The following is a 1,909-nucleotide window of genomic DNA, read 5'->3' on the forward strand; positions in this document are numbered from 1 at the left end:
TGTCCACGGCGGCCATGGCGGACGCGACGACCTGCTCCGGAGGCAGTGCACGGCCGATCTTCACGGCACTGGAACCGACCACGTCGAAGAACTCGGTGTCCACCGGACCTGGATTCACACAGGTCACGAGCACGCCGGACTTCTTAGCCTCAACGCCAACGGCAAGAGTGAACCGTTCCACGAACGCCTTGCTGGCGCCGTAGGTGGCCATGTAGGGGATGGGCTGGAATCCGGCCACGGAGGCGATGTTCACGATGGCGCCCGTCCGCCGCGCGGTCATGGACTGCAGGGCCTCGTGAGTGGTGGCCATCAGGGCGGTCATGTTGACCGTGGCTTCTTCGAGCTCGCGGTCGATGTCCAGTTCGGCAAACGTCCCGTGCGTGCCGAACCCGGCGTTGTTGATCAGAATGTCCAGGGGGTTGGAGCGGATCACGTCCACCAGGGTGGCGATCCCCTCCTGAGTGCCCAGGTCTGCCGCGACGATCTGCGCCGTACCGTCGGTCACGGTTTGGGACAGTTCGGTCAACTTCTCCGTGCTCCGACCGGTGATGATCACCTGGTAGCCGCGCCGGTGCAATTCGGCGGTGAAAGCGCGGCCAAGTCCTCCGGTGGCACCGGTGATCAGAGCAGTTTTAGTCATGCCTCGATGCTACGCTCGCGGATTTTCTTCCGCGCCGCAGTGACAGCTTCCCGGGCGTGGCGCACACCGGTGTAGGCAGCGTAACCACCCTTGGACACGGCAGATCCCATGTGCCCGCAAACGATACCGGTGAGCCACCGAATGACTTCTTGAAGGACGTGAATCCGTACCATTCGTGCTCGGGACCTGCGCCCTCGGGGGCGGTACCGAAGAGGTCGAACCAGGCGAGGCCCTTCTCCTTGGCGTCCATGATCATGTGACCACCAGGGGAATGCCCGCCGAGAGTTTGCGGTGGCGCTGATCCATGGCCGCGTGGGCGTACGTGCGAGTATCGGCGGAGTCGTACACGAGCGACGCCGCGATGGGCTCGTCTTCGAGCTTCGCGAGGTAAATCGCGGCGGCACCGGCCGGCATGAGTGACCGAGCCACCGCGCGCAGGTAGTCGTCGTGCTGGCGGTTGAAGTCCTTGCGCTTGGCGGTGTCGTCCAGGAACTTGAGGAGGTAGTTGACGTCCTCCGGGTTGGACGAGCGCTCAATCGTCACACCCTTCTTGTGGATGTTCCGGTAGAGGTTCCGGTTGGTGGACTTCATGTCCTTGAGCAGCGCTTTCTCTTCCTTGCTGAGGTCGATGAGCTGCGTGTGCGAGGGCTGCACCTGACGCGGGGCCACCTTCATGCCGCGGCGGCGTAACGAAGACTTTTCGGTCTCCAGACCGTCCACGAAGTTCGCGTTGGCGGGTTCCACACGCACGAACCAGCACTTGTGCTCCTTGGCCACGCGCGTGAGGTCCGCCAGAGCGGCGTCGAAAGCCTGCGGGGAATCCGCCTCGGGACCGTACGGGCAGTACAGGTACCGGCCCGTGCGTCCGCCCTCGACCGTGGCCAGGTAGCGCCATCCGTCGCCGGATGCCTGAACGACCTGGTGTCCGATGCTTCGCTGAAACTCTGCCCATTCCTGGGACTGCAGGATATTTGCCACGCGTCCACTGTACCGACCTGCGGCTCAGGTCAGAACGCGCAGCGCGGATTCGGTTACGGAACGGAGCAGGTGCCGTTGGGAGAGAGTTCCTCGGCAGTGGTCACCATCGCGGGCGAGGCCGGCACGGGCACCGACATGCCCACGCCCACACCACCCGGCGCACCTGCCACGCCACGGCCGGGACGTTCGACGACGCCGCCGCGTCAGCGCCGTCGTCGTCGCCCTGTCGAGCACGCCCTGGAGATCGGACTGGAAGAGCTGGAAGTCCGGGTACGTGGGGAAGGACTGATC

The 1,909-nt window shown here is 64.7% G+C and carries 3 protein-coding genes; 1 reads left to right on the plus strand and 2 read right to left on the minus strand.

What is annotated here, in order from left to right:
• Both YO9_RS0115490 and YO9_RS0115500 read right to left on the minus strand, forming a co-directional pair.
• The coding region (locus YO9_RS0115490) for an SDR family NAD(P)-dependent oxidoreductase (protein ID WP_016998312.1) at positions 1-640 on the minus strand (640 nt) is incomplete at its 3' end.
• A 252-nt stretch (positions 641-892) separates the two neighbouring features.
• On the minus strand, positions 893-1,618 hold the full coding sequence (locus YO9_RS0115500) for a lipid II:glycine glycyltransferase FemX (protein ID WP_016998314.1): 726 nt from the start codon (positions 1,616-1,618) through the stop codon (positions 893-895).
• A 69-nt stretch (positions 1,619-1,687) separates the two neighbouring features.
• Here YO9_RS0115500 and YO9_RS19210 point away from each other — a divergent pair.
• A partial coding sequence (locus YO9_RS19210; protein WP_223286689.1) for a hypothetical protein occupies positions 1,688-1,909 on the plus strand: 222 nt, incomplete at its 3' end.

The sequence above is a fragment of the Kocuria atrinae C3-8 genome, from assembly GCF_000286355.1.
GTDB lineage: Bacteria > Actinomycetota > Actinomycetes > Actinomycetales > Micrococcaceae > Kocuria > Kocuria atrinae_A.